This window comes from Bartonella saheliensis (assembly GCF_902162175.1).
Genome location: NZ_LR607197.1, coordinates 18,803 through 42,723, shown reverse-complemented (window position 1 = coordinate 42,723; position 23,921 = coordinate 18,803). Strand labels below are relative to the sequence as shown.

22 protein-coding genes, 1 tRNA gene and 1 pseudogene are annotated in these 23,921 nt (G+C 38.3%); 9 read left to right on the top strand and 15 right to left on the bottom strand.

From position 1 onward, the window contains the following. Positions 1-224: 224 nt before the first annotated feature. The 4 genes from holA to FS875_RS01990 form a co-directional block, all read right to left on the bottom strand. The gene (gene holA / locus FS875_RS02005; RefSeq protein ID WP_144752336.1) at positions 225-1,265 is read right to left on the bottom strand and encodes a DNA polymerase III subunit delta; all 1,041 of its coding nucleotides are present in this window, start codon (positions 1,263-1,265) and stop codon (positions 225-227) included. 4 nt (positions 1,266-1,269) lie between these two features. After that, on the bottom strand, positions 1,270-2,064 hold the full coding sequence (locus FS875_RS02000; RefSeq protein ID WP_144752333.1) for an ABC transporter ATP-binding protein: 795 nt from the start codon (positions 2,062-2,064) through the stop codon (positions 1,270-1,272). Beyond that, the gene (locus FS875_RS01995) at positions 2,057-2,953 is read right to left on the bottom strand and encodes an ABC transporter permease (protein ID WP_144752330.1); all 897 of its coding nucleotides are present in this window, start codon (positions 2,951-2,953) and stop codon (positions 2,057-2,059) included. The genes FS875_RS02000 and FS875_RS01995 overlap by 8 nt, the downstream gene beginning before the upstream one ends. Before the next feature lie 72 nt (positions 2,954-3,025). Continuing rightward, complete coding sequence (locus tag FS875_RS01990) at positions 3,026-4,003, bottom strand: ABC transporter substrate-binding protein (RefSeq protein ID WP_144752327.1); 978 nt, start codon at positions 4,001-4,003, stop codon at positions 3,026-3,028. 185 nt (positions 4,004-4,188) lie between these two features. Between FS875_RS01990 and FS875_RS01985 the strand changes: the two genes are divergently transcribed. Continuing rightward, positions 4,189-4,263: transfer RNA gene (locus FS875_RS01985), tRNA-Gly, on the top strand. A 332-nt stretch (positions 4,264-4,595) separates the two neighbouring features. Here the strand turns inward: FS875_RS01985 and FS875_RS10115 are convergent. Next, complete coding sequence (locus tag FS875_RS10115; RefSeq protein WP_166428877.1) at positions 4,596-4,736, bottom strand: hypothetical protein; 141 nt, start codon at positions 4,734-4,736, stop codon at positions 4,596-4,598. 186 nt (positions 4,737-4,922) lie between these two features. Between FS875_RS10115 and FS875_RS01980 the strand changes: the two genes are divergently transcribed. After that, entirely contained in the window at positions 4,923-5,654 is a 732-nt protein-coding gene (locus FS875_RS01980; RefSeq protein WP_246067840.1) for a GNAT family N-acetyltransferase, read from the top strand. A 405-nt stretch (positions 5,655-6,059) separates the two neighbouring features. On the opposite strand, the gene thiD is transcribed toward FS875_RS01980, so the two are convergent. Beyond that, entirely contained in the window at positions 6,060-6,914 is an 855-nt protein-coding gene (gene thiD, locus FS875_RS01975; RefSeq protein WP_144752320.1) for a bifunctional hydroxymethylpyrimidine kinase/phosphomethylpyrimidine kinase, read from the bottom strand. Between the two features lie 141 nt (positions 6,915-7,055). Here thiD and FS875_RS01970 point away from each other — a divergent pair, with 141 nt between their 5' ends. The 3 genes from FS875_RS01970 to FS875_RS01960 all read left to right on the top strand — a co-directional run bounded on the left by FS875_RS01970 (position 7,056) and on the right by FS875_RS01960 (position 11,035). Then, entirely contained in the window at positions 7,056-7,865 is an 810-nt protein-coding gene (locus FS875_RS01970; protein WP_144752317.1) for a lysophospholipid acyltransferase family protein, read from the top strand. A gap of 636 nt (positions 7,866-8,501) precedes the next feature. Continuing rightward, positions 8,502-9,593, top strand: coding sequence for a D-alanyl-D-alanine carboxypeptidase family protein (locus FS875_RS01965; protein ID WP_144752314.1), 1,092 nt, complete (start codon positions 8,502-8,504; stop codon positions 9,591-9,593). A gap of 380 nt (positions 9,594-9,973) precedes the next feature. After that, entirely contained in the window at positions 9,974-11,035 is a 1,062-nt protein-coding gene (locus FS875_RS01960; RefSeq protein WP_207999950.1) for a CobW family GTP-binding protein, read from the top strand. Positions 11,036-11,878: 843 nt separating this feature from the next. On the opposite strand, the gene FS875_RS01955 is transcribed toward FS875_RS01960, so the two are convergent. The 3 genes from FS875_RS01955 to FS875_RS01945 all read right to left on the bottom strand — a co-directional run bounded on the left by FS875_RS01955 (position 11,879) and on the right by FS875_RS01945 (position 14,641). Further along, the gene (locus FS875_RS01955) at positions 11,879-12,628 is read right to left on the bottom strand and encodes a L,D-transpeptidase family protein (RefSeq protein ID WP_144752308.1); all 750 of its coding nucleotides are present in this window, start codon (positions 12,626-12,628) and stop codon (positions 11,879-11,881) included. A 39-nt stretch (positions 12,629-12,667) separates the two neighbouring features. Continuing rightward, positions 12,668-13,624: an acetyl-CoA carboxylase carboxyltransferase subunit alpha gene (locus FS875_RS01950; RefSeq protein WP_144752305.1), complete on the bottom strand. Its 957-nt coding sequence runs from the start codon at positions 13,622-13,624 to the stop codon at positions 12,668-12,670. A 78-nt stretch (positions 13,625-13,702) separates the two neighbouring features. Then, complete coding sequence (locus tag FS875_RS01945; RefSeq protein ID WP_144752301.1) at positions 13,703-14,641, bottom strand: site-specific tyrosine recombinase XerD; 939 nt, start codon at positions 14,639-14,641, stop codon at positions 13,703-13,705. A 256-nt stretch (positions 14,642-14,897) separates the two neighbouring features. Between FS875_RS01945 and FS875_RS01940 the strand changes: the two are divergent. The 4 genes and pseudogenes from FS875_RS01940 (at position 14,898) to FS875_RS01925 (ending at position 17,837) form a co-directional block, all read left to right on the top strand. Next, positions 14,898-15,531 (top strand): annotated as a pseudogene (locus FS875_RS01940) (shikimate kinase). After that, a complete protein-coding gene (gene aroB / locus FS875_RS01935; RefSeq protein WP_144752295.1) occupies positions 15,506-16,639 on the top strand; it encodes a 3-dehydroquinate synthase in 1,134 nt (377 codons plus the stop codon). Before FS875_RS01940 ends, aroB begins: the two are co-directional and overlap by 26 nt. A 404-nt stretch (positions 16,640-17,043) precedes the next feature. After that, positions 17,044-17,427, top strand: coding sequence for an MliC family protein (locus FS875_RS01930; protein ID WP_144752292.1), 384 nt, complete (start codon positions 17,044-17,046; stop codon positions 17,425-17,427). Between the two features lie 17 nt (positions 17,428-17,444). Continuing rightward, positions 17,445-17,837 (top strand): MliC family protein, encoded by a 393-nt coding sequence (locus tag FS875_RS01925; RefSeq protein WP_144752289.1) that lies wholly within the window; start codon positions 17,445-17,447, stop codon positions 17,835-17,837. A gap of 15 nt (positions 17,838-17,852) precedes the next feature. Here the strand turns inward: FS875_RS01925 and mnhG are convergent, their stop codons facing one another. From mnhG to FS875_RS01895, 6 genes are read right to left on the bottom strand one after another with little or no spacing between them, the layout of a single operon-like run. Next, positions 17,853-18,263: a monovalent cation/H(+) antiporter subunit G gene (gene mnhG / locus FS875_RS01920; protein WP_144752286.1), complete on the bottom strand. Its 411-nt coding sequence runs from the start codon at positions 18,261-18,263 to the stop codon at positions 17,853-17,855. After that, complete coding sequence (locus FS875_RS01915) at positions 18,260-18,541, bottom strand: K+/H+ antiporter subunit F (protein ID WP_120121498.1); 282 nt, start codon at positions 18,539-18,541, stop codon at positions 18,260-18,262. The genes mnhG and FS875_RS01915 overlap by 4 nt, the downstream gene beginning before the upstream one ends. After that, entirely contained in the window at positions 18,541-19,023 is a 483-nt protein-coding gene (locus tag FS875_RS01910) for a Na+/H+ antiporter subunit E (RefSeq protein WP_144752283.1), read from the bottom strand. The genes FS875_RS01915 and FS875_RS01910 overlap by 1 nt, the downstream gene beginning before the upstream one ends. After that, a complete protein-coding gene (locus FS875_RS01905) occupies positions 19,020-20,642 on the bottom strand; it encodes a monovalent cation/H+ antiporter subunit D (RefSeq protein ID WP_144752280.1) in 1,623 nt (540 codons plus the stop codon). The genes FS875_RS01910 and FS875_RS01905 overlap by 4 nt, the downstream gene beginning before the upstream one ends. Then, entirely contained in the window at positions 20,642-20,983 is a 342-nt protein-coding gene (locus tag FS875_RS01900) for a Na+/H+ antiporter subunit C (protein ID WP_005774297.1), read from the bottom strand. Before FS875_RS01900 ends, FS875_RS01905 begins: the two co-directional genes overlap by 1 nt. Next, a complete protein-coding gene (locus FS875_RS01895) occupies positions 20,983-23,904 on the bottom strand; it encodes a monovalent cation/H+ antiporter subunit A (protein ID WP_144752278.1) in 2,922 nt (973 codons plus the stop codon). Before FS875_RS01895 ends, FS875_RS01900 begins: the two co-directional genes overlap by 1 nt. Positions 23,905-23,921 lie beyond the last annotated feature (17 nt).

Genomic DNA, 23,921 nt, shown 5'->3' with positions numbered 1-23,921 from the left:
ATATATAAATTTTATCTGACCCCTTATATTACTCACCCCTCATGTGATTCACTTCACTAAAAGTTTATGAAAAAGCCTTGCTCTAAATATGAGAACGCACTTGAGAAACCACCGTAAAAGGCAATTTTTCTTCAACCTCTATCTGATACAACAAGAGCCATAATTGCTGAAAATCCCCCTGAGCTGTACGCAAAATAAAAAAAATCATCATATTTTAAAATATGTTAAGCTGCCATTTGCCGTCGTGCAATAATTGTGAGCCCTAACAAAGCTTGACGAATAATAGCTTCACCCAAAAGCGGATTTTTACGGCTTTCTAAAACAGCAGTTTGAATTCTTTCCATAGCATAGGCAATATGTTCTAACTTCCAATATTTTAAAGCTTGTTCCACAATTTTTTTCCGTTGAAAAAAAATAGGAGGACGCGCTTGAGAAACCGCTGTAAAAGGCGATTTTCCTTCAACCTCTACCTGATAACGCAAGAGCTGTAATTGCTGAAAATGCCTTTGTGCTGTACTTAAAATAAAAAAAAGCGCCCCCTGCAATGCTGCATGTCGATTAAAATGCGCTTCAAAGCCTGATATATCGCCCAATAAAAGAGCATCAATGATTTCATCTTGAGAAAAAGCACTGACATCACTTACAACAGCTTTCACATCTTCAAGAGTAATATGAACATTTGAAGCATAAAGACAAAGCTTTTCTAATTCACCTCGTGATACAAGACGATCGCCCCCTAAACTTTCATGCAACCATCTCCGTGCATCCAAAGAAAGAGTCTTCTTAAACTGTCCTAAAACCTCATCAATCAAACCGTCAAGAGAACGCATATCATCAGCAAAACAAGGTAAAGCCATTGCATTTGCTGCCGTCTCAACAGCATTGCGCAACCCAGTTCCTTTTTTCAAATCCCCTGCCTCGATGAGAATAAAACTTTTCTCTGGTGGTTTTTCAATTAAAAGCTTTAAGGCTGTAAGAAAACCTTTCTGGTTAGCAGCATTAGAGATCCATATCAAACGATCTCCCCCAAAGAGGGATAAAGTCCGCGCTTCATTTTCCAAACGTGCGGGATCTTTATCAATTTCAGCGGCATCCAAACGAATTGTCGAAAATGGATCTTCTATTGCAACCTTTGTAAGCTTGGCAAAACGTTGGGCACGTTCACAAACAAGACCACGATCTGGTCCATAAATGAGAACAATAGGAAAAGCACGTGAGAAACGCGTTAGAAATTGATCAACCTCATGTGCTTTTTTTTGAACCAAACCATTAATCCATTAATAGTTCATCATTATCAAGAACTTCCCCGCGAACTTTCTGAAACATGTGAATCAAATCATTAACATCCAAGCCTTTACGTTCTTCATGACAGACATCCAAAATCACTTTTCCACCATGCAACATCAGTGTGCGATCGCCATAATCAAGAGCCTGACGCATAGAATGGGTTACCATAATAGTCGTTAATTTTTTCTCTTCAACGATTTTTTCAGTCAACCGCATCACAAAATCAGCCATTCCAGGATCAAGTGCTGAGGTATGTTCATCAAGTAATAAGACATCTGCATGGGCTAACGTTGCCATCACAAGACAAACGGCTTGGCGTTGTCCACCAGATAAACTGTCCATAGGATTTTGAATATATGCTTCAAGACCAATGCCTAATTGCGCAATTTTTTCTCGAAAAAATTGCCTTTTTTCATGGTTTAAAGCTGAGCGCAAACTACGACGATTTCCTCGAAGAGCAGCAAGAGCCAAATTTTCTTCAATTGTTAAAGAACCACAACTTCCCTTTAACGAATCTTGAAAAACACATGCCACCTTTCCAGCACGCTCACTGACTGATTGCCTAGAAACATTTTGTCCATTGATAACCACTTTTCCTGTCGAGGGAAGTGTTGCTCCCGCCAAAACACTGAGCAACGTTGATTTACCTGCACCATTTGAACCGATAACCGTAACAAAGCTACCCTGATCAATTTTGAGGTTAATATCAATGAGAGCCTGTTTTTCCAAAGGCGTTTGCGGTTTAAATGTTACCCCAACATGAAAAAGCTCAATCACGTTTACGCCTCCTCCAATAGCGTGGCACAATAAGGGTTAACACAACCAACAGTGACGTAATCAACTGGAGATCTGTCGACGTATCAATACCAATTCCATTAGCCTCAAATGCAAATTGCACGGCCACACGATAAAGCACAGACCCTACAATACAGCTGATTATAATCCAAAAAATATTGCGCGTACGAAAGAGAGTTTCGCCAATAATCACAGCAGCCAACCCAAAAACAATTGTACCAATTCCACCGGTAATATCTGTTGCAATTGCAGTTTGAATATAAAGAGAACCACCAAGTGCAACACAAGCATTAGAGAGCCCCATACCAAAATAAATCAATGCTGAGGTATGAACCCCTTGCGCCGTCGCCATCTGTGGATTAGCGCCCATTGCACGCATAGCAAGACCTATTTCACTTTCCAAAAAGCGCCAGATCAAGAATGCCACCACAAGCAATACAGCACCAACGAAAAGAGGACGCACAAAAATATCAGGTAACCCAAACAAATTATAAAAGGGTGTTAAGGCTGTATCAGAAAGCGCCAAATTAATATTAGAGCCTCCCATAATTCCCATAATACGGAGATTAACTGTATAAAGTGCTGACATTGTCAAAATAGAAGCCAAAAGATTCAAAATGCCAAAACGCAAATTCAACAGAGCTGTTACCAAACCTGCTACCATACCCGCACAAAAAGCACACGCCATAGCTGTCCATGCATTAAAACCTAAAAGAATCAAGACGCCACAGACACAGGACCCAAGAAGAAATGAGCCATCAACTGTCAAATCTGGAAAATCCAAAACGCGAAATGAGAGATAAACCCCTATAGCCACAAAGGCATAAATAAGACCTAATTCCACAGCGCCAGAAAAGGCAAATATATTCATGTAAAGACAATCCCCATGAAAACGTAACGTACTTTATTGTATGAAATTGTATTAACGCCCTATCAACAAAAGTTATTGAATCACTTTTGTTGCGCGGTCAATAACGGCCTGCGGGATAACAATTCCTGCCTTTTTTGCTGCTTTCAAATCAATGCGAATGTCATTATTAGCGGCCTGCACAACATCAATATCACCAGGCTTTTCACCCTTTAGAATACGCACAACCAACTTCCCAGCATCAACCCCAACATCGTAGAAATTCACACCTTGCGTCATAAAAGGTCCACGTCCTATCGTATTCGCATCAACAGTAAATACAGGCATATTGGCTTCCTGTGTGACCTTTATAGCTCCCTCTAAAACAGACAGAATTGTGTTATCAGCAGGAACAAAAATAACATCAACCTTCCCGATTAAAGCGCGTGTTGCTGCTTGAACATCTGAAGGCTTTGGTGCTGATGAAGGAATGATTTCAATCCCAGCTTTTTTTGCGACATCCTTTAACGTCTTAAGGGTTGAAACAGAATTTGCCTCAGAAGCATTATAAAGATAACCAATTTTTTTCAAATCTGGTTTTACTTCTTGCAAAAGTTTAACACTTTCAGTAACATCGATACGATCAGAACTCCCCGTCATATTACCACCAGGCTTGGTCAGCGAAGAAACGATTTTAGCTCCAATAGGATCAGAAATCGCTGCAAAAACGATAGGAATTGTTTTTGTTGCTGCAAGCATTGTTTGTGCTGAAGGTGTGGTAATCGCTACAATAACATCGGGTTTATCACCAACAAATTTACGTGCAATTTGCGTTGCTGTTGAAATATTTCCCTGTGCTGATAAAAAAGTCAGTTGAAAATTTTCACCTTGCTTATAGCCATTTTCTGCAAGAACATCTTCCACACCTTTACGAACAGCATCCGCCGCAGGATGGATCATAATTTGTGTTAAAGCAACTTTAACGTGTTTAACTTGATCACCCGCTTTTGCAGCATTGTTTATCATAAAAACAGCTGCGATGATAATCGCTAATATGTTTATTCTCTTCAACATTATATTCCACCCCTCTCCACGCAAAATTAAAAAAGGAACAATTTATTACTGAAAAATCTTCTAAAATCAATCTTTATTTCATTTTATCGAAACATAAACAAAATAAATCAAACTGTGATGATATTTTTTTGTTGCAATTCATAGAAGCCTACGCCATACAAGCAAAGTATATATCGAATCGGTGAGCGGGTGTAGCTCAGGGGTAGAGCACAACCTTGCCAAGGTTGGGGTCGTGGGTTCGAATCCCATCGCCCGCTCCATTAGGTTTTGATTGTTGGATTTTGGTTTATTCGTTCTTTGTAGCTGTAGCTTGCCACTAGGTTTTGTACCAATTTATTTTCTTTCACATGATTTTTAAGGGGTTCTCAAAGGGTCTTCACAGACCTTTCAAAGGATGTTTTAAGATTCGTAATTCTTGTAAAGCATCCATGGGATTTTGCTCCTTGATCATCAAATAATCATTTTTAGCTCAGAAAAAATGGTCAGTACTTATATGAAAGCGGTTTAAACAGCATTTTTCTAGGAAATCATTGTAATTTTCTAGGTTCCTCGTATAAAATAAGCGTGAAACAATTCCCATTGGTTTATAATGCTATTTGGCAACAATAACTTGTAACTTTGCTAAGAGTATTTTTCCCAACAATATTTCACCCCAATAATATTTTGCATTGTCTCTTGCCATCGCGAGGGTAATTTTTTTAGCATTGGTGGCAGATCTTTGGCGACCTTTCATTTTATAAAAGCTTATGTAAAAGAATTTGGGATCACCTTTGAGCTAACGGATTTTTTACGCCCCTCAGTATTAAAGATCAATGAGAAATAGCAAAGAAAACAAATATTAAACAAAACAAAAATTAACTTATTATTAGAAAATAATTTTTGTTCAAAGGTCCGTTTTTTACCAAAACTATGTCCCAAAATGCAGGTTATTGATTTTGCAAATGGCGTATTTTCGGTCTATTCGACATTTGCTTCAGACACATTCAACATTATCTCTATCTCTGCTAAAAATTTACAAGAAACGATAGCTTTCAGCCAAGCAAAATCCATAATCGATTCTTTCAATGCAGAGAAACTTCCTTTGGCTTGGTGGGTTGGATCTCATTCGTCTCATTATAAAGTTGATGAAGTTCTCTTATCTATTGGTTTAAAGCATATTGAAACAGAAATAGGCATGGCAGCTTTAGCGCAAAATATAGATTCACATATTACGTCTCAGCCAGATAACTTCAAAATCAAGGAAATTGAATCACTTCAAGATTTTAGAGATTACGGAAATGTTATGGCATCAGTCTTCGAGCCTTTTGATAAAGAGGCAGTCATATTTTATGAAACAATAGGAAGCTTTTATAAAAAAGATCCTAATGTAGATATGTTCGTTGGTTATATCAATAACAATCCTATAGCCATATGTTTTTGTATGAAAGCGGATGACATTGGTGGCGTGTATGATATTGTTACCCATCCAGATTTTCAGAAAAAAGGTATTGGGACATTCATGACAAAAATTGCCATTCAACATTTAAAAAGAAAGAATTATCATGTTATTGGGATGCAAGCATCACACGAGGGAATGAGCATTTATAAAAAACTGGGTTTTATAAACTTTGGTGAATTTAAAGTTTATTCCAATAAACACATGATCATTTAGCAACGGCCTCTTTTTTGCTCATCAATAAAGAGTATTTATTATTCTCAGCAGAACGCAAATATAGCCAACCAATCAATACAACAGTGAATATGATAGGATCAACGAGCTCTAATATCGCCTTGTAAAAAGTCTTTCCCTCTATCCTTTTTGCCATTAACTCTTGAGTTATAAGAGGTTCTCGCTTTCTTTTTTTACTTAAATTTTTACATTTAAAATGTCTTTTACACACGATATATTAATCGTAAAAATATATATAATTATAACTTTTTTCTTTCTAATTCTTTTTAAATACAAAACAACTGTTAAGCTACAATACGCTAACACTTATGTGTGATAAATCCCAAACACCATATAACGATGAAACAAATTCATAGAGTGAATATTTTTTCACAATAAACTGTTATATCAATCTTTCCACAATGCATAAAAATGATGAAGTGGACCTCGTCCTTTCCCAACTTGCAAAGCATTTGAGGCAGATAACGCTCCATGTAAATAATCTTTTGCTTGTTTAACGGCGCAATCCAAAGGTTGTGTAGGCAATAAAGCTGCAATGGCAGCAGAAATGGTACACCCTGTCCCATGATCATGTGTGGTTGAAAGACGAGAAGCTTCAAGCATAACCAAATTTTCACGATCACAATAAAGATCTGGACTAGAACAATCGTAATTTTCTGTACTATTTTTGGTAAGAGTGTTCAAATGTCCGCCCTTTAACAAAACGGCATGACACCCTAGCGCCAAGAGTCGTGGAGCATATTGATACATAGTCTCCAAAGACCATTGCACATCACATCCCAATAACAGTGCAGCTTCAGGCAAATTTGGCGTGATCAAAGTTGACATCGGCACAAGAACATCACGCATAATTTCAATGGCATCAGACTTTAAAAGAACATCACCACTTTTTGCCACCATAACCGGGTCAAAAACAATGAAACGCGCTTTATGATAAGCAAGACGTTCTGCAATAGCCTGTGCAATTTGAGCATTTGCAACCATACCAATCTTGACGGCATCAACGTGGATATCCTCAAAAACAGAATCAATCTGATCAGCAACAAAAGAAGCATCTAACGCTTGAAAAGAACGCACACCCTGAGTATTTTGTGCAACAACAGCTGTAACCACACTCATACCATAAGTTTTCATAGCTGAAAAAACCTTTAAATCCGCCTGCATTCCAGCGCCACCAGAAGGATCTGTTCCCGCAATAGATAAAATCCGTGGAATAAAAAGTTCATCTTTTTGTAATTCCATCAACCTCTTTCCTTCTGTTTTTAAATATCGTTTTAAATATCAAAAAATGAATTATCGAAAAAATAGATACTTGAAAAAACATAAAGAAGATGTTTTCTCATATGAATTATATTATATACAAAGTCTTCTTATAGATATAAAATGGAAAATATAGTGCTTATCCTTCGTTCTATTCTTTTTACATTCGCCTTTTATACCACAACTTTCATACAAATGATTCTTTACGCTCCCGTTTATTTTCTTATGCCCCGAAAAAAGGCATGGATTGTTCCTAAAACATGGGCACGCGTTACACTCTTTTTGCAAAAATACATCGCAGGCACACGTTATGAAATTGAAGGATTAGAAAATCTCCCCCAAGGAGCCTATATCATTGCTCCAAAACATCAATCCGCATGGGAAACTTTTAGCCTTGTTCCCTATTTTGATGATCCCACTCTCATTTTAAAACGTGAATTGATGTGGATTCCATTGTTTGGCTGGTATATGGCAAAAACACAAATTATCCCCATTAACCGCACAACGCCCATCAAAGCCTTAAAAACAATTATACAAAAAGCAAAAGAGAAAGTAAAACAAGGGCGCCAAATCCTCATTTTTCCTGAAGGAACACGCCGACAACCCGGTCAAGAACCAGATTATAAGTCAGGAATTGTCGCACTCTATAATGAATTAGAACTTCAAGTAGTTCCGATTGCGCATAATGCCGGACTATATTGGCCCCGCAATAATTTTCGCCGCTATCCTGGAACAATTCGTGTTCGTATTCTTCCTCCCATAGAAGCTGGTTTAAGCAAACGTGACTTTCTAAACCAACTGATCCAAAAAACTGAAGAAGCGTGTGATGAACTGCTTCTCTTAGCAGCCCAAGATTCTAATCCCCCACCGTTACCCGCTTGTGCCATTAAAAAGATTCAAACACTAAAATATCACGATCAAAATATTGATTGATAAAATAATAATCGCTTTTTAGATGAAGCTCAAAATAACAACGACAGAGCCCCTTTTCCATTTCACTTAACCTATAAGGAAACATCAAAAATTTGCTTGCAGCTTATTCCAGAAAAAGAGAGCAATGTGTAAAACACAAAATATTGTTAAATACACTGATTATAAACCGTATCAAGAGAAGAACAGTTGCAATATTAAAAGTTGATAAGTAGAATACGGTGATTGTCTATACATCTATAAGCATAAATATAAGCACAAAAATTGTGATACCTAACAGACTGTAGACGATATATTACAAACTGTGCAAAGAGATGGGGTGGGAGATAAAATAAAAAATCTCTTTAAAAGAAATGCGTAGATAAACAACACAATAACATGCTCTTTTTCAATGAAGAACATGATCAACGAATAAGGCATAGCGCAATATCCATGATTGAAAAGATATTGCATGAGGGGCTTTGCAAGCAACGAAGTTGAACACAAAGGGGAAAATTAAAGAATGATCGTCTTTTTATCTCAGCAAAAAACACATACGGCATTAACCATCTCCCCTCTTCTATCATAGACTTAAAAGCTTTTTGTACTAAATTAAAACAGTTCTAAATCACTGATAAGAAGATATTGGATTTAAACTTAATGCAACGACTCTTTATTAACCTTTTTTTGTCTCTTATTTTGATCTTGACAAGCACTTTTGCTCTGTCTCAACCTTTTATTTCTGTTGATGTTACAACGGGATATATCTTAAAACATCATCAAGCTTTTGAACGTTGGTATCCTGCTTCCTTAACAAAATTAATGACCGCTTATGTTATTTTTCGTGCCATAAGCCGCGGAGAAATTTCACTCAACAAACCTATTACCATCAGCGAATATGCCGCAAAAGCTCCAGCATACCGTTCAGGCTATAAAGCTGGTTCTGTTCTTACACTTGACACAGCCTTAAGTATTACCATGGTTAAATCGACCAATGATTTGGCCATTGCCATGAGTGAAGCCGTTGCTGGTTCACAAAAAGCTTTTGTACGCAAAATGAATAGCGAAGCTAGACGCTTAGGCATGTTTGGCACCCATTTTGCAAACGCAAGTGGTTTACCAGACCCTCAAAACTACTCCACCGCCCGTGATATTGCTCTTTTAGCCGTCCAAATACGTCGGGAATTTCCACAATATGCTCATTATTTTTCTATTCCAGCCATTGATTTTGGCAATAACCGAAAAATCCAGCATAACTCAAACAACCTCATTGGTCGTTTTTATGGAATAGACGGTATGAAAACGGGCTTTATTTGCGCATCTGGTTTTAACCTTGTTGCCTCAGCCACCCGCAATAAACGTACAATTATTGCTGTCATTCTAGGGGCAAACAACATAAGTGAAAGAGAAGAAAAAGCGGCACAACTTCTTGAAATAGGATTTTTAAATCAAGGAAGCCCCCAACTAACACTCGCAACATTAAAACCTTATGGGAGCAACATAACACAAGCCAACAATATGAGACAACAAACATGCACGCCTGAAGCCATAAAAATGCATGCCAATTCATATGATGATCAAGGAAATATTATTCTCACCTCACCTTTTATCACTGCTCCATCTTCTTTTTCTCATCCTTTAGTAGTACATCTCATTCGTAGTCCACAGACACCTAAAATAACAGTAAAACCACTAAGAAAACCCCATAGTCCGTATAAAAAACGCGCAAACTATTCTATAAAAAAGCCGTAAGCCCCAATTCACAATTTATGATTAATTATTTTCCCCGTTTCTCCAAAACCATAAATATCGTAAAATTCTCTCCTTTTAAATTCATATCTATTGATATCAATTAAAATCAATCTCTTTCACATTACAAGGTGGATGATCATATAGATAAAATAATCAAAGTAAGGAATTAAAACCCTTCCTATAAGGCCTTTCAAGTGCGAAGAATTATCATAAACATGTAACATGATTGCACCCGCACTTATTTTTATAAACTTAAAAGTAGTAATAAAATGAATTTCGTAAGCAATTATCCATCACATCTCTCTCACATGCCCCATTATGAATGGGGTTGACGTCATAAGATATGTTTCTTTAAAATACCACTGTGGTTGATGATTAAAATGAAAATAAAGCGCATTCCCCTCACGCTTATTACTGGTTTTTTGGGCTCTGGCAAAACAACTTTGCTCAACCGTATGCTACAAGACCCTCTCTTAACAGAATGTGCTGTTATCATCAATGAATTCGGCGAAATCAGTATTGACCACCTTCTGGTTGAAAAGACGACAGAAGGAATTATTGAGCTTGCCAATGGTTGCTTATGCTGCAATTTACGCAGTGATCTCATTGAGACATTAATGGATTTAATCAATCGCATCCATACAGGACAGATCAAACAACTCAATCACATTATCATTGAAACAACAGGGATGGCTGATCCCGCCCCTATTTTACAAATACTTTTAAGCCACCCGCTGTTTATTCAAACACTGTCCATAAATGCTGTTCTTGCAACATTTGATACATTAAGCACACTTTCCATATGTGAGCGCTATCCTGAAATATATAAACAATTAATCCTTGCTGATAAAATTATTCTCACCAAAACAGATCTCACAGCCCCACAATCCCTTTCAAATACACTCCTTAACACACTCAAAAAAATGAATCCCACAGCAGAAATCATTGATGTCCACTCTGAAAATTTCTGCTCAAATCTATTAATAAATCACACATTATGGAATGAAAAAGAAGAAAATACACATCTTAAGCAAAATCTTACGACGGCTCTACATGATCATCCCCCTCATAAGACTATTCGCACCTTTTCATTAGACTGTGAGAATCTTGTTGATTATGCTACAATTGAAGCTTTTTTAGATCTCTTACAAAACCGTTATGGTGCAAAATTACTCCGTATTAAAGCAATAATCGCATTGAGTGATGATCCTTATCGCCCTCTTGTATTACATGGCGTACAAACATTTTTTCACCCCCCCATAAGATTGCCATCATGGCCAAAAGGAGTAAAACAAACACGTTTTGTCATCATTGCTGATGGTGTTGAAAAAGAAGCGATACAAAAACTTCTCAATGCTTTTTTTAATAAACCAGCCATAGATACTGCAGACAAAACAGCTCTCTTGGAAAACCCTCTAATTATTCCAGGAATAAAGTTTTAATTCACCCTTATAACGTTAAATCCATTGATTCATAACTTCTTTATGCTTTAAAAAAACAAAAAAGCTCCACCATAGATTTTGTAAGCCCCCAATGTTTAGTAGCTCTTGGCACGTGAGACGATTTCATGAGAGGCATTTTTATTGTACAGTTTTATCTATGCAACATTTTCTGCTTGTAATGTGCAAGAGGATAATTTTGATTGATTTATCATAAACAGATTTTCAGATAAAAGACCTCATGATATTCAAGCTCTTATGCAAATAGAAAAAAGTTAAAACTATCATTATAAATTAAATTATTATGATGAAATTTTTTAATACTTACCAATCTATAATTAGGTTGTTTTCTCTCAATATACACGTCATATGCGAATAACTTTATGTGATTCATTTCACAATCCCATTGGACATATTTTGGGTTTTAAATATTCCGCTCAACTCTATATTTCTCGAACTGATTGAAACAAAATTCTCTTAAATTTAGGCAAAAAACTAATATCAGACAGAAGCGATATCGTCTTTTTATATGTATGCATATATCTTATAGCCCAGCAGTATGAGATAATATTTTACAGCCTGAATAATAAAACCCTTTAAAAGTAAACAGAGAGATGCATTTTATATTAAGCTACTCTCCACTAAAAAACCAAATTTCCCCCCCATATTGGTCTGCAAACAACCCAATTTCTCTTAGTCTTCCTACACTTTATTTGATTTACTGACATAAAGCTCTATGCTTTAAAATATAGACGCCCCTTAAACATCCCATATATAAAGTTTTTGTATATCCTGCACCGCCATCATCAGCAATAGTGTTTTACGATGTAACAGAATAAAATAATACTACTTCATTAAGGAAATTGGAGTTGTATCAATATCGCGATTAAAAACGTAACGTTTTCCATACACTTCAACGGTTGGAGGTTGACGATTTTCTTCAAAAAAATCATAACCTTTCTTAAGCATTACCCAAAATTGGTAATGAGGATTATCGCTATGACGTAACATATTATCCTTAGTCATGCGAAAAGGAAAAGCCTGCAACTGGAATGCTCTTTGTCCTCCTTTAAAAGCATCCCGCGCAAAGGCATAAATTTGAGCCATATTCTTATCACTCATAGAATAACAGCCGGCAGAAAAGCAAGAACCATGCACCATAAGATTGCTTCCTGTACGACCATTTTCCTGATCATAAAGGTTAGGAAATCCTATATTAAAAGAAAGATAATATTTTGAATAAGGATTCATTTGGCTTGCAGTAATCGTATAAAAACCTTCCGGTGTCTGAAGATCCCCTTCTTTATATTTAGGTCCAAGCTTACCAGACCATTTACAAATACCATAGCGAGCAACCAAGACAAAAGGACCGGAACGAGATTGCTTCCAAACTTCAGCAAGATTTTCTTCCTTGAAAAAGCGCATCACAATTGGTGCATAGGGATCAATATCATACAAAGCCATTCTATTCTGGATTTCCTGCGGAAGAGGCTGCTCAACTTTAGCACGAATAGAAGCTGGTAATCTTCCTTCACAAGCTGTCAATATTCCCATTACAAACAACACACACACAGCAAGGAATCTGTTAAATGTCATCGAAAAAACTCCAATCTAACACCCCTCATAAAAAACAACTTATGTTAATGACCGACCAATTTGAAGGTATTTTTCCCTTCGCTCTTGTTTAAGAACTTCACCATCTTTTCCAGCCATAGCTTTTAAAGCCTCTGAAATAATTTCACCTGTTGCATCAATGGCAATCTCTTTATCACGATGCGCTCCTCCTAAAGGCTCTGAAATAATGCCATCAATAATCTTTAAGCGAAGCAAATCTTGAGCAGTAATACGCATATTCATTGCGGCATCTTTTGCTCGTGCTGGATCTCGCCATAAAATAGAAGCTGCTCCTTCTGGAGAAATAACCGAGTAAATCGCATGTTCCAACATATAAACTTTATTAGCAGCCGCAATGGCTATTGCTCCTCCAGAACCACCTTCTCCAATAACAACAGATACAACAGGAACTTTTAGGCGCAAAGTTGCGGCTGTTGATTGAGCAATTGCTTCTGCTTGCCCACGTTCTTCAGCGCTTACCCCAGGATAAGCGCCCGCTGTATCGACAAAAGTAAGGAGTGGCAAACCAAATCGGTCAGCCATTTCCATAATACGAACAGCTTTACGATATCCTTCTGGACGTGCAGAACCAAAATTATAGCGCAAACGTGTTTGCGTATCGTGACCTTTCTCTTGACCAATGTAAGCTACTGCTTCCCCCTTAAAGCGTGCGAACCCAGCTTGAACAGCCTCATCTTCAGCAAATTTTCGATCTCCTGCCAAAGGTGTAACATCACTCAATAGGCGTTTAGAATAGTCCATAAAATGCGGACGATCAGGATGACGAGCAACTTGTGTTTTTTGCCACGGAGACAATTTTTTATAGAGATCGCGCAATGCCGTTTTGGAACGTGTTTCAAGACGTGCAATCTCGTCACTCATATCAAGACTGCCTTTTTCCTGAGAAATTTTTTTTAATTCAAGAATTTTTCCATCAAGATCAGCAACTGGTTTTTCAAAATCAAGATAATTATGCATTCTGTACCAACTCATTCAGTGTCACTTATACACTTATAATTTTCTTTATAAAGTCTTTTCTAAAACATCACCTTTTCTTTAACGAGCCTTTTGCTCATCGGCAAGTGGATGATGCTCATTAACGAGACGATAAAGTCCTTCTTCCAACACATGGGTATAAATTTGAGTGGTAGAAATATCAGAATGGCCTAACAAATGTTGAACGGCACGCAAATCAGCACCATTTTGCAAAAGATGGCTAGCAAAAGCATGACGCAACACATGGGGAGAAAAGCTTTCACTTTTTATTCCAGCCCTTTTAGCAAGATTTTTTAATTCCCGCGCAACAACTTGACGCGCAATATAGCCTGTTTCTGAATGGGCTGGAAAAAGATAAAGGCTTTTCGCATCTTCTCCCTGATCACGTAAATCCAACCACTGCAAAAGAACTTGATAGGCTTTTTTTGATAACAGCACCATTCGTTCTTTTTTCCCCTTACCGCGAACCAAAATACTGTATGCTTTCCCGCGAACAGCCTGCACGGGCAAACTCACCAACTCACTAATGCGTAATCCCGTTGCATAAAGCATTTCGCTGAGCAGCTGAAGACGCAATGCGCGCAGATAATCCTTAGATCCATAATCTGCTTGATTAACCTCCACCTGCGCCAAATCAAGAAATTTTGTCACCGCATCTTCACTGATAATTTTTGGCAAAGGACGCCCTTGGCGAGGGGCATCAATATCACTGGAAGGATCATCTCCTCTTAATCCCTCTGCATAAAGAAACTGATAAAATTGACGCAATGTTGATAAACGGCGCGCTTGTGAAGTTGCTGCAAAACCAAACGTATGCATAAGCGACAAAAGAGCAATGAGATCCTCCTTTTGTGCTGAAAAAAGAGAAACAGAGTGCGAAGACAATTCCTCTTGCGCCCACTGTAAATCATGCTGATAAGCCGCAAGTGTATGAGCAGAAGCACCTCGCTCAGCACTCATCATTTCAAGAAAACGCTCTATCACAATATTACTTTTCATTGATTCATTCTCAAAGAAAGAGCTCGTAAATCCAAAGGGACATCAACAGACATATCCACAGTTACGGGGTCAACAAAAACGACAAGAATGATCATTATACTAAAAAGAATAGCAAGAAAAATGAAAAGAATCATCAAAAGTCTGGTTAATGTCGGCATAAAATAATAAACTTTTCCAAAATACTCTATCCCTTATATTCTATATTATAAAGATTAACAGGAATTGACTTTAAAGCAGATAAATGCCGAAATAAGCTATGAAAAATAATCGACCCCAACATCCCCCCCTGTCACAAATAAAAAGACAAATCTTATCATCTCTTGATAATCAAGCTCTTGTGTTTGTTGGTCTTATGGGAGCAGGAAAATCAGTCATCGGAAAACGCGTTGCTACAATGCTTGATTTACCCTTTTATGACTCTGATCAAGAAATTGAAAAAGCTTCAAAAATGACCATCACCGAACTCTTTAAAATTTATGGTGAATCAGAATTCCGCGCTCTTGAACAGCGTGTTATTCTCAATCTTATAAAAAAAAGTCCTCTTGTCTTAGCAACGGGTGGTGGTGCATACATAAATCAAAACATCCGAAAAGCCATTCATCAAAATGCTATATCGATCTGGCTCAAAGCGGACCTTGATATCCTCATGCAACGTGTCTCAAAGCGCAAAATACGCCCCCTTCTCCAAACAGAAAACCCTAAAGAAACCATGCAAAAGCTCATGGACCAGCGTTATCCTATTTATGCAAAGGCAAACTTAACAATTCACACACATAAAGAAAGCCGTCTTACCGTGGCAAAAAATGTCATACGGTCTATACATCACTACCTTGATACAGAAAAATAACCACAGGAACAACAAGCATGCAAACCAAAATCGTTACTGTTAAACTGGACAAGCGCTGTTACGATATCATTATTGGACCCAATCTCATTTCGCAAGCAGCTTTACAAATTAAGAATTCTCTTCAGAAAACGGATTTTCATCAAACGCGTTTGGCAATTGTTACAGATACAAATGTTGCACCTCTCCATTTGAATCCATTACAAGCAGAGTTAACAAAAAATAAAATCCATACTGTCCCTATTATTGTAGAAGCAGGAGAACAATCAAAATCATTTTCAACCTTGCAAACTGTCATCGATCAAATTCTTGCTGCACGCTTAGAAAGGGGTGACTGTGTAATTGCTTTTGGTGGCGGTGTCATTGGAGATCTAGCAGGATTTACAGCAAGTATAATACGCCGCGGCATGAATTTCATTCAGATGCCCACAACGCTTCTTGCACAAATTGATTCTTCTGTTGGTGGAAAAACAGGCATCAACAGCCGATATGGTAAAAATCTTATTGGTGCTTTTTATCAACCGCAATGCGTTATTGCTGACACATCTGTTCTTGATACACTCCCACCACGCCAATTTCGCGCAGGTTATGCAGAAATGGTCAAATATGGTCTTATTAACCAACCTGAATTCTTTGCATGGCTTGAAAAAAACGGACAAAAAATTTTCTCCAATGGCCCCATGCGAACAGAAGCCATTGTTCGCTCATGCCAATTTAAAGCTGCCATAGTCGCCCGCGACGAATACGAAACAGGAGAGCGCGCACTCCTAAATCTTGGTCATACCTTTGGACACATGCTTGAAACAGCAACCTCTTATGATTCCAAGCGTTTAATTCATGGTGAAGCTGTAGCAATTGGAATGATTCTGGCACATCAATTCTCTGCACAACTGAATCTATGCGACCCCACACTCGTAGATCGTATCGAAACACACCTTAAAGCTGTAGGTTTACCTACACGGTTAAAGGATATCCCAGGAGATCTACCAGATGCTGAAACATTGATGACTCTCATTGCTCAAGATAAAAAAGTTTCACAAAACAATTTGACCTTTATTTTAACACGGGGACTTGGCCAATCATTTATTGCAAAAAATGTTCCATCAGATGCAGTTTTATCCTTTTTGGAACAAAAATTAACAGAAATTCGTTAATTCATATTGAATATAATTGATTCGTTTTTATACTTCTATTAAAGGAATAGTTATGATGATGTCTGCGTAGCTCAGTAGGATAGAGCACAGGATTCCTAAAGAAATTGGGCGCCTTGAGGAGAAATCCTTAAAGTGGATCTGCTCAAATTCGGGGAAAGCTTCATAGGCAAAACTATATGCCAATCCCGAGCCAAGCCTCTCTTCACATGAGAGGAAGGTGTAGAGACTGAACGGGCAGCACCTAAAAAGCGCAAGCTTTACGGTGAAGAGACAGTCCAGACCACAAACAGCCAATAAGGTTGGCGGTGAAAATCGAAGTGGTATGAATCCTGGGGTCGCAGGTTCGAATCCTGCCGTAGACACCATCTTCTTAAGACAAATTACTTTTCATATAGGGAAGCATTATGAAAAAAACTCTACAAATTTTAGGATTTTTTTCCTCTTTATTATTTTTCAATGTTAGTAGCACCTTCGCTGCTGCTTTAGTCATTGAAGTTTCAGGTAATCCAGAAAAACAAACCATAACCTATCAATGTGATATGGGTGCAAATAAAGAACGCGTTGAAGCAACTTATTACAACGCTGACGATATTTCATTGATTGATTTCAAATGGAAAGGCGATCGTATTATCGCTGCGAATGTTATTGCTGCTTCTGGGGCAAAATATGTAGGGGAGCAGTATATCTGGTGGGAGAAAAATAAAGAAGTAACACTTTATGATCTTACCCAAGATCCAGAAGAAAAAAAGCCCATCCTCTGTAAGGATGAATCACTGTTATTATTTTAAATAACTGAGGAAATATCATGAAAAAAATTGCTTTTATTGTAGGATTTTTTATTTCTTTGAGCCTACCGCTCTTCGGTTCACTTAATGCTTTTGCTGGCTCTTTAGTTATTGAAGTGCCAGATGATCCAGAGCCAACAACAGAAGTTATTACCTATCAATGCGAAACAGGGACAAATAAAGAGCATGTTGAAGTAACCTATCTCAATGCGGGTAGTATTTCACTTGTTGATTTCAAATGGCAAGAAAAGCGCATCATCGCTTCCCGCAGCATGAGTGCTTCTGGAGCAAAATATATGGGAGGCCCCTATATATGGTGGACAAAAGGAAACGAAGCTACACTTTCTGATCTCATTAATGATCCAGAAGAAAAAAATCTTATTCAATGTTTAGAAGAACAAAAAACAGAATAAAAAAGTTATAGTGCCTTAAAAATCGCTCTGGCTCGTGTCACATGACGTTTCGTCGGAAGCAGGGGTTTGTTTTTCCACCTGACGAGATAAAAGGGCCAGCGGTTTTTCTAATTTATTTTCTGAATAGTGTCGATAAGCCGCTGCTTGTGATACCAACATAGAAGCGGCCGGTATTGTTACAAGTAAAAAAATCATCAACAAAAATTCATGAAAAACAAAATGATGATCTACAAAAATTGAATAAAGAAACGACGCAACAAGAATACTACCAGCGCCCCAACTTGTACTGAGTGAAAGCATATGTAAACGCTTATAAAAAGTGGGAAGGCGCACCAATCCTATTGTTCCAATCAACGTGAGACCCGATCCTAAGATCAAAAAAAACGTAACAGCAATAGCAACAATAAGGGATACATCATCCTTCATTCAATAATCTCCCCTCGCATGAGGAATTTTGCCAACGCAATACTTGATACAGGACCCAATAAGCCAACAATGAGAGCTGCCACAAAATAAATGGTTGTCCCTGAACGGATATCGAATGTTAGAAATAAAAGAATAGTGATTATATAAAGAGCATCCAACCCCACAATCCGATCTTGCGCTCGTGGACCACGAATCAACCGAAACAGTGCGAGAATCATTGCCAAACTTAAAAAAAATTGCGAAAGATAAAGCCCCCAATAAAGGATCACCATACTCATTAAAAAATCTCCAAAAGTAATTGTTCATAGCGTTTTTTGATCAATTTTTGGTAATCATATCCATTTTCAAAATTTAAGACATGAAGCAAAAGTTCACTATTCTTTCTATTATAAGCAATCCAAATAGTCCCTGGAGTTGCTGAAAGAATACATGCCAAAACAGCTAAAGCTGTGCGACTTTCAAGCAAAAGAGGCACCACAATAAAACCAGACTGCTGTGTTCTAGATCTTTTGGTTAAAATGAAGTAAGCTACAGCAATATTTGAAATAATAGAATCAATAAACACACGAAAAAACAGCTTAAAGGCGGCATGCCAACTTTTAATGGTTATTTTTTCCGGCTCAAGAAGCCGCATCATCCAGCCCCCAAATAAAGCAATGATAATGCCTAAAAGCAGTTGACCGAAACTAAAGCCATTTAAGATCAGCCACATAAAAATAATTGCTACGCTAGAAAAAGAGAAAAAATAACGATATTTCACTGATAAATCCCTCTATTTTCAAGAGAAAAATCATCTAAAACGCTGCCAATATAATTTTGAGGCTCATGCAAAGTTTTAGCTGTTTCAAACATATAACGACTAACAGGACCAGCGACAATTGTAATAAGAAAACACAAAGCAAGCAGAACGGCAATGGGGGCAAATTCAATCACTTGCACCCGTGGAATCCTCCCTTCAAGTGAGATCCAAAAAGTTCGAATGCCTGTTCGTGTCATCGCAATTAAAGCCGCAAAACCAGAGAGAGTGACAAAAATCATAAAAAGCCAATCGTAATAAACGGGTAAAGAGGGAGAAATATTTTCTTTACTATGGTTTAAGAGTGCTACAAACATCATAAATTTAGCAACAAAACCAGAAAAAGGAGGTAGACCAATAATTAAGAGAGCACAAAAACCAAAACACGCTCCAAGAATTGCCAAAGTTACGGGTAAATAGGTTCCTATTTCATCTTCTTCCTCCTCTTCATCGTCCCCATAAACTTCCATTGTCACCGTCAAAACATTAGCTGCGACATCTTGACAGCGTTCAACCAATTCCACCAAAAGAAAAAAAGCGCTAAGTGCCAAAGTTGAGGAAACAATATAAAAGAGTGCTCCTGCGATCAGTGCTGTATTGCCGATCCCGATTGCGCTCAACAATGTCCCAGAAGAGACCAAAACACTATAAGCAGCCAAACGTACTAAGATTTGGCTTGCCAACACCCCAATAAAACCAAAAGCCATAGTGGCAAGCCCACCGTAAAATAAAACCGTTTGACCAAAATGGTTAAAATGTCCACTTTCTGGTCCGAACCATAACAATGTTAAGCGTAAAATAATATAAATACCAACTTTGCTTAAAAGTGCAAAAGAAGCTCCAACAGGTGCCACTGCTGCGCTATAAGTTGGCATCAACCAAAAATTCAATGGCCACACCCCTGCTTTAATTAAGAAAGCAATTCCCAAAAGAGCAGCCCCTATTTCAAATAAAATTATATCGCTAGAAGCTATATATTGCATTTTTACAGCCAAATCAGCCATATTGAGGGTACCTACGATTCCATAAATAAGTGCCGCACCAACGAGAAAAAACAATGAAGCTACCAAATTAATCACGACATAATGCAACCCAGCACGCACACGTAACGGACCAGAACCATGCAACGCAAGCCCATAAGAAGCTGTCAACATCACTTCAAAAAATACAAATAAATTAAATAAATCACCTGTTAAAAAAGCGCCGTTTATTCCAACCATAAAAAATTGCATCAATGACTGAAAATGAGGACCCGCTTTATACCAATGTGCCCGCGCAAAAACCAATGAAGCGCTGATCAACAAACTAGAAAGCAAAAGCATCATAGCACTTAAGCGATCCAGCACCAAAACGATACCAAAAGGAGAAGGCCAATTGCCAAGCCGATAAACATCCACAGCTGGTGCAACTTCAAGAGCACGCATCACCAGTAAAACAGCAATGATAACCAACAATACGGTAGAAAAAATACTTATGAGTGATTTCAGTTTTGAACGACGTTCATCATAGAAAAGAAGAAGGGCTCCAGTACTTAACGGCAAAAGAATCGGCACGATAAGAAGGTGACGCACACAAGCTTCCATCACTGTACCTCACGTCCATCAACGTGATCTGAACCTGTTAAACCGCGCGAAACCAACAAGATAACCAAAAAGAGAGCTGTTGTTGCAAAACCGATCACAATTGAAGTTAAAACCAAAGCCTGTGGAAGAGGATCAACATAATTTGCCGGATTGATAGCCATCGTAGGATCAACAATTGGCGCTGCATTACTGCGTGGTCTACTCATTGCAAATATGAAAAGATTGACACCATAGGATATCAAGGACAAACCAAGAATGACTTGAAAAGTTCGGGGGCGCAAAATGAGCCAAATTCCAGATCCGACAAGAACACCAATGGCCAAAGAAAGAATAATTTCCATTAATTTTCCTTCTCTTTTAAAGGAGGTTTTTTACCGATTCGGTAACTACGAATGGATTGATGTGCAAGAGCAATTAAAATGAGAATTGTTGCTCCCAACACAAGAGAAAACACACCAAAATCAAACAAAAAAGCAGATGCTATAGGAATCTTTCCAATCAATGGCATATGAATATATTGGAAAAATGATGTTAAAAAAGGGTAGCCAACAAACAAAGCCCCTGCTCCCGTGACAACCGATAGCAATAAGCCAAAGCCCATCCAGCGTAAAGGCAAAACTCTTAAATGATTTTCCACCCAACGAATATCCCGGGCAAGATACTGCAAAATAAAGCCTATCGCTAAAGTCACACCACCAACAAATCCACCACCTGGAAGATCATGTCCTCGTACAAATAAATAAAAAGAAAAAGCAATAATAACGGAAAAGAGCCAGCCCATAATAACAGAAGGAATAGCGAGATAGTTTAAGACTGTATCCCCCACATTTCGATCCGGTTGTGCCTTATCAAAAGCTTCCTGAACACGTTGTTGAAACGGCGGCTCAATACTTTCAGGAGCAGGACGGAATCGACGCAAAAGAGCAAAGACAGTTAAAGAAACACCCCCCAAAACCACAACTTCTCCCATCGTATCAAAACCACGAAAATCCACTAACAATACGTTCACAACATTGCGACCACCAGCACCAGAATAAGTATTTTTCAGAAAAAAATTAGAAACTGTTGTCCCTTGAGGACGTGTCATCATCGCAAAAGAGAGCCATGCAACACCAGCACCTCCTATAATTGCTAAAATGAAGTCACGGGCGCGACGTAAACGCACCCCAAAATGAACAGACGTTGGAGAAGGATTATATACACGCTTAGGCAACCACCGCAAACCAAGCAATAATAAAACAGTCGTCACCACTTCAACAACTAATTGCGTTATAGCCAAATCGGGCGCAGAAAGCCATAAAAAGGTTGTACACGTCATTAGCCCTGCTCCCCCCAAAAGCATGAGGGATGCAAGACGATGAAATTTTGCTTGCCAAGCAACTAAAAGCGCGCACAATCCACCGACGAGCCAAACAACAAGAAAAGGAATATCAAGTGGAAAAAGCGGTAACCCTCCCAGCGCAATTAAACCATCATACCAAAGCAAAAGACCAACAAAAATAAAACATACAGTAAAAATCCAGTGCAACTGGATTTGCAAACGACGTGTTGATAAAACAGCTTCCACCGCACGTGCCCATTTCCAAGAAATAATCACAAGAATGCGTTCAAAAATACGCGGTCCTTTCAAATGACGAAAAAAAGGCGCCCCATCATCACAAGATAAAAAATAACGCCGCCCAACAACATAGAGCAAGCTACCCCCAAATAAAGCCACTAAGCTCATCATTAATGGCGTATTAACCCCATGCCAAACAGCCAAGCTATAAGAGATCGTCATCGGTCCTAAAACAGAAACAACAGCATTATCTAAAATAGGCCCGATTGTAAAATTAGGAAAAATACCAACGGCCAAACAAATAAACACCAAAAGTTCCATGGGTAAACGCATAAAATGCGGTGGTTCATGGGGAGTTTTGGGTAATTTATCCGATTTTGGTCCCCAAAAGACCCCATGAATAAAACGTATAGAATAGGTCACACTAAACAGGCTAGCAAGCGTTGCGACATAAGGAGCAATCCAATCAAGCCATGATTCCATATGCGTTTCAACAGCTTCAGCAAAAAACATTTCTTTTGATAAAAAACCATTGAGCAAAGGAACACCAGCCATTGCCGCACTTGCTACTAAAGCAAGCGTTGCTGTAATCGGCATAGAGCGATAAAGACCTGTTAGCTTACGCATATCACGTGTTCCCGTTTCGTGATCAATAATGCCAGCAGCCATAAATAAAGACGCTTTAAAAGTAGCATGATTAGCCATATGAAAGATTGCTGCAACACACGCAAGGGGACTCCCAAGACTTAAAAGCGTTGTAATCAATCCAAGATGACTAATCGTTGAATAAGCAAGCAGTCCCTTTAAATCTTGCTGAAACATGGAAAAATAAGCGCCAAGCAACAATGTTGAAAGTCCTGAAAAGCCAACCATCCAAAACCAAGACTCTGTCCCAGAGAATACGGGCCATAAACGAACCAGCAAAAACAACCCTGCTTTCACCATCGTTGCCGAATGCAAATAAGCCGATACGGGTGTTGGCGCTGCCATCGCATTAGGCAACCAAAAATGAAAAGGAAACTGTGCGCTTTTTGTTAATCCACCCAATAAAATACAAATAAGGGCGGGGATATAAAGCGAACTTGATCGGATCATATCTCCAGACTGTAAAATTTTATCCAGATCAAAACTACCAACGACATACCCAATCAATAAAACCCCAATAAAAAGAGCAAAACCACCAAAACCTGTAATTGTTAAAGCCATACGCGCCCCTTCACGCGCACTCGCATTGTGGTACCAGTAACCGATCAATAAAAAAGAAAAAATACTGGTGAGTTCCCAGAAAATAACCAAAAAGATGAGATTACCTGATAAAACAATCCCTGTCATTGAGCCCATAAAGGCTAGAAAAAAAGAGAAAAATCGTGGTACAGAATCGGCAGGATCCATATAATAACGGGCGTAAACAACAACAAGCAGCCCAATTCCTGTAATGAGCAAGCAAAAAAGCCACGACAGACCATCCATCCGGAGGATCAAATCACCTCCCCATTCTGGGAGCCAAGAAATATTTAAACGGATAATATGATTGCCACGAATTACCGGATAAAGCATAATTGTAAAAAGAAGACTGAAGAGAGCAATTCCCCCTGCAAACCACGCTTCATTATTTTTTGCTGTCGAACGAAAAAAGCCAATAACAGCACTTCCACAAAAGGGAAGCAAAATGAGCAATATCAGCATTGCTTCCCGTGTTGTCATTCTTTTAGCTCCATCCT

Bases quoted from the DNA above. Each gene is read 5' to 3' on its own strand.
- FS875_RS01995 (WP_144752330.1), bottom strand. From the start codon at position 2,953: ATGAATATATTTGCCTTTTCTGGCGCTGTGGAATTAGGTCTTATTTAT.
- FS875_RS01990 (WP_144752327.1), bottom strand. From the start codon at position 4,003: ATGTTGAAGAGAATAAACATATTAGCGATTATCATCGCAGCTGTTTTT.
- FS875_RS10115 (WP_166428877.1), bottom strand. From the start codon at position 4,736: ATGAAAGGTCGCCAAAGATCTGCCACCAATGCTAAAAAAATTACCCTC.
- FS875_RS01980 (WP_246067840.1), top strand. From the start codon at position 4,923: ATGCAGGTTATTGATTTTGCAAATGGCGTATTTTCGGTCTATTCGACA.
- thiD (WP_144752320.1), bottom strand. From the start codon at position 6,914: ATGGAATTACAAAAAGATGAACTTTTTATTCCACGGATTTTATCTATT.
- FS875_RS01970 (WP_144752317.1), top strand. From the start codon at position 7,056: ATGGAAAATATAGTGCTTATCCTTCGTTCTATTCTTTTTACATTCGCC.
- FS875_RS01965 (WP_144752314.1), top strand. From the start codon at position 8,502: ATGCAACGACTCTTTATTAACCTTTTTTTGTCTCTTATTTTGATCTTG.
- FS875_RS01960 (WP_207999950.1), top strand. From the start codon at position 9,974: ATGAAAATAAAGCGCATTCCCCTCACGCTTATTACTGGTTTTTTGGGC.
- FS875_RS01955 (WP_144752308.1), bottom strand. From the start codon at position 12,628: ATGACATTTAACAGATTCCTTGCTGTGTGTGTGTTGTTTGTAATGGGA.
- FS875_RS01950 (WP_144752305.1), bottom strand. From the start codon at position 13,624: ATGCATAATTATCTTGATTTTGAAAAACCAGTTGCTGATCTTGATGGA.
- FS875_RS01945 (WP_144752301.1), bottom strand. From the start codon at position 14,641: ATGAAAAGTAATATTGTGATAGAGCGTTTTCTTGAAATGATGAGTGCT.
- aroB (WP_144752295.1), top strand. From the start codon at position 15,506: ATGCAAACCAAAATCGTTACTGTTAAACTGGACAAGCGCTGTTACGAT.
- FS875_RS01930 (WP_144752292.1), top strand. From the start codon at position 17,044: ATGAAAAAAACTCTACAAATTTTAGGATTTTTTTCCTCTTTATTATTT.
- FS875_RS01925 (WP_144752289.1), top strand. From the start codon at position 17,445: ATGAAAAAAATTGCTTTTATTGTAGGATTTTTTATTTCTTTGAGCCTA.
- mnhG (WP_144752286.1), bottom strand. From the start codon at position 18,263: ATGAAGGATGATGTATCCCTTATTGTTGCTATTGCTGTTACGTTTTTT.
- FS875_RS01915 (WP_120121498.1), bottom strand. From the start codon at position 18,541: ATGAGTATGGTGATCCTTTATTGGGGGCTTTATCTTTCGCAATTTTTT.
- FS875_RS01905 (WP_144752280.1), bottom strand. From the start codon at position 20,642: ATGGAAGCTTGTGTGCGTCACCTTCTTATCGTGCCGATTCTTTTGCCG.
- FS875_RS01900 (WP_005774297.1), bottom strand. From the start codon at position 20,983: ATGGAAATTATTCTTTCTTTGGCCATTGGTGTTCTTGTCGGATCTGGA.
- FS875_RS01895 (WP_144752278.1), bottom strand. From the start codon at position 23,904: ATGACAACACGGGAAGCAATGCTGATATTGCTCATTTTGCTTCCCTTT.